At 71.8% G+C, this 1729-nt stretch carries 4 protein-coding genes; all 4 read right to left on the minus strand.

The features are described from left to right. Nucleotides 1–213: DUF1178 family protein (locus BGN95_RS08740; RefSeq protein ID WP_286772409.1), on the minus strand; the 213-nt coding region annotated here is incomplete at its 3' end. Beyond that, on the minus strand, nucleotides 210–1034 hold the full coding sequence (locus BGN95_RS08745; protein WP_286772410.1) for a carbon-nitrogen hydrolase family protein: 825 nt from the start codon (nucleotides 1032–1034) through the stop codon (nucleotides 210–212). The genes BGN95_RS08745 and BGN95_RS08740, both read right to left, overlap by 4 nt. Then, complete coding sequence (grxC, locus tag BGN95_RS08750) at nucleotides 1031–1288, minus strand: glutaredoxin 3 (protein WP_179511721.1); 258 nt, start codon at nucleotides 1286–1288, stop codon at nucleotides 1031–1033. The genes BGN95_RS08745 and grxC overlap by 4 nt, the downstream gene beginning before the upstream one ends. Nucleotides 1289–1319: 31 nt before the next feature. Then, nucleotides 1320–1729, minus strand: a 410-nt coding sequence (locus BGN95_RS08755) for a ComF family protein (protein ID WP_286772411.1), incomplete at its 5' end; no start/stop codon positions are given.

Below are 1729 nucleotides of genomic sequence, written 5' to 3' on the forward strand. Positions count from 1 at the left end.
CAGCACATGCTTGACCTGATCGGGGCGCGGCGCTTCGGCGCGGTCGCCCTTGGGCGAGACGCGCGGCGCCATCACCGCCTTGGACACGTCGGTCGCGCCGCATACCGGGCAGCCGATCAACCCGCCGCGCCGCTGCTCGTCGAACGCCTCGGACGAGGCGAACCACGCTTCGAACACATGGTCCGCAGGGCAGCGCAGATCGAATACGATCACGGCGCGATCTCCACCGGAGGGATCGCGCGGCGATGCGCGATCACCGGGACGCGCGCGCGCACCGCCTCGACCGCGCCGAGATCGAGCTCGGCAAAGCCGATGCCAGGCGCCGCGCCCATATCGAGCAGCACCTCGCCCCACGGATCGACCACCAGCGAATGGCCATAGGTCGCGCGGCCGTCGGCATGCTCGCCGGTCTGCGCCGCGGCGATGACGAAAGCGGCGGATTCGATCGCACGGGCGCGCATCAGGATATGCCAATGCGCCGCCCCGGTCGGGCGGGTGAATGCGGCCGGGATGCTGAGCGCGGTGGCGCCGGCATCGCTCAGCGCGGCGAACAGCCCGGCGAAGCGCAGGTCGTAACAGATCGCCAGCCCGAGCCGCCCGATCGGCGTATCCGCCACCACCGCGGTCTCGCCGGCGGTATAAGCGGCGGATTCGCGCCAGCGCTCGCCAGTCGGCAGATCGACGTCGAACAGATGTAGCTTGTCGTAGCGCGCGCGGATGCGGCCCTCGGCATCGATCACGAAGCTGCGGTTGGCTAGCTTGCCGTCCGCCCGGCGCAACGCGAGCGAGCCCAGCTCGACCCAGATCCCCGCCGCCGCGGCCGCCGCACGCACCGCCGCCAGCACGCCGTCCTCGTCTTCCGACACCAGCGACGCCGCCGCACGCGCGCGATCGCTGTCGAGCAGGCCGCTCATTTCGGGAGTGAACAGCATCGCCGCGCCGCCCCGCGCGGCCTCATGCACCGCCGCGACCAGATCGGCGGCGTTGCGCGCCGGGTCAATCCCGGTCGTCGTCTGGGCGAGCGCGATCTTCACGCCGCGAGCAGCGCGTCGAGCTTGCCCGCCGCTTCCAGTGCGGCGAGATCGTCCGATCCGCCGATATGCCGATCGCCGATGAACACCTGCGGCACGGTGGTCCGCCCGCCGGCGCGCTGGATCATCTCGCCGCGTTTGGGGCCGCCCATCGTGATGTCATATTCGGTCGGCTCGACGCCCTTCTCCGCCAGCAGGCGCAGCGCGCGCGTGCAATAGGGACAAAAGGCCTTGGTATAGATTTCGACATTCGCCATCCTGCCGAAGTGTGGGTCGGGGCGGCGGTTGTCAATCCGCCTCGCTCATGTCGAGCACTCGCGCCCAGCACAGGATCGTGACGCTCGCGGCGCCCGCCGCCAGCAACGCCGATGTCGCGGCATTGCCCGTCGCGCCGCTGGTGTGGACATCGTCGACCACCACCACCGCCCGCCCCGCGACGCTCGCCTTGCGCCCCGGTGCAACGCGCAGCGCCCCCGCCAGTGCCGCGCGACGACCGCGCGCGCCGAGCCCGCGCAGCACCGGGGTCGCGCGGTGCCGCTCGAGCGCGCGATGATCGACCGGCATTCCGGTCAGCCGCGCCAGTGCCCCGGCGATCAGCCCCGCCTGATTATAGCCGCGCCGCCACAACCGCCAGCGATGCAGCGGCACCGGGACGAGCAGGTCCGCGCCCGCCGGCATCAGCCGCGCCATATGGCGCG

The organism is Sphingomonas sp. 66-10 (assembly GCF_001897045.1).
GTDB classification, from domain to species: Bacteria; Pseudomonadota; Alphaproteobacteria; order Sphingomonadales; family Sphingomonadaceae; genus Sphingomonas; species Sphingomonas lycopersici.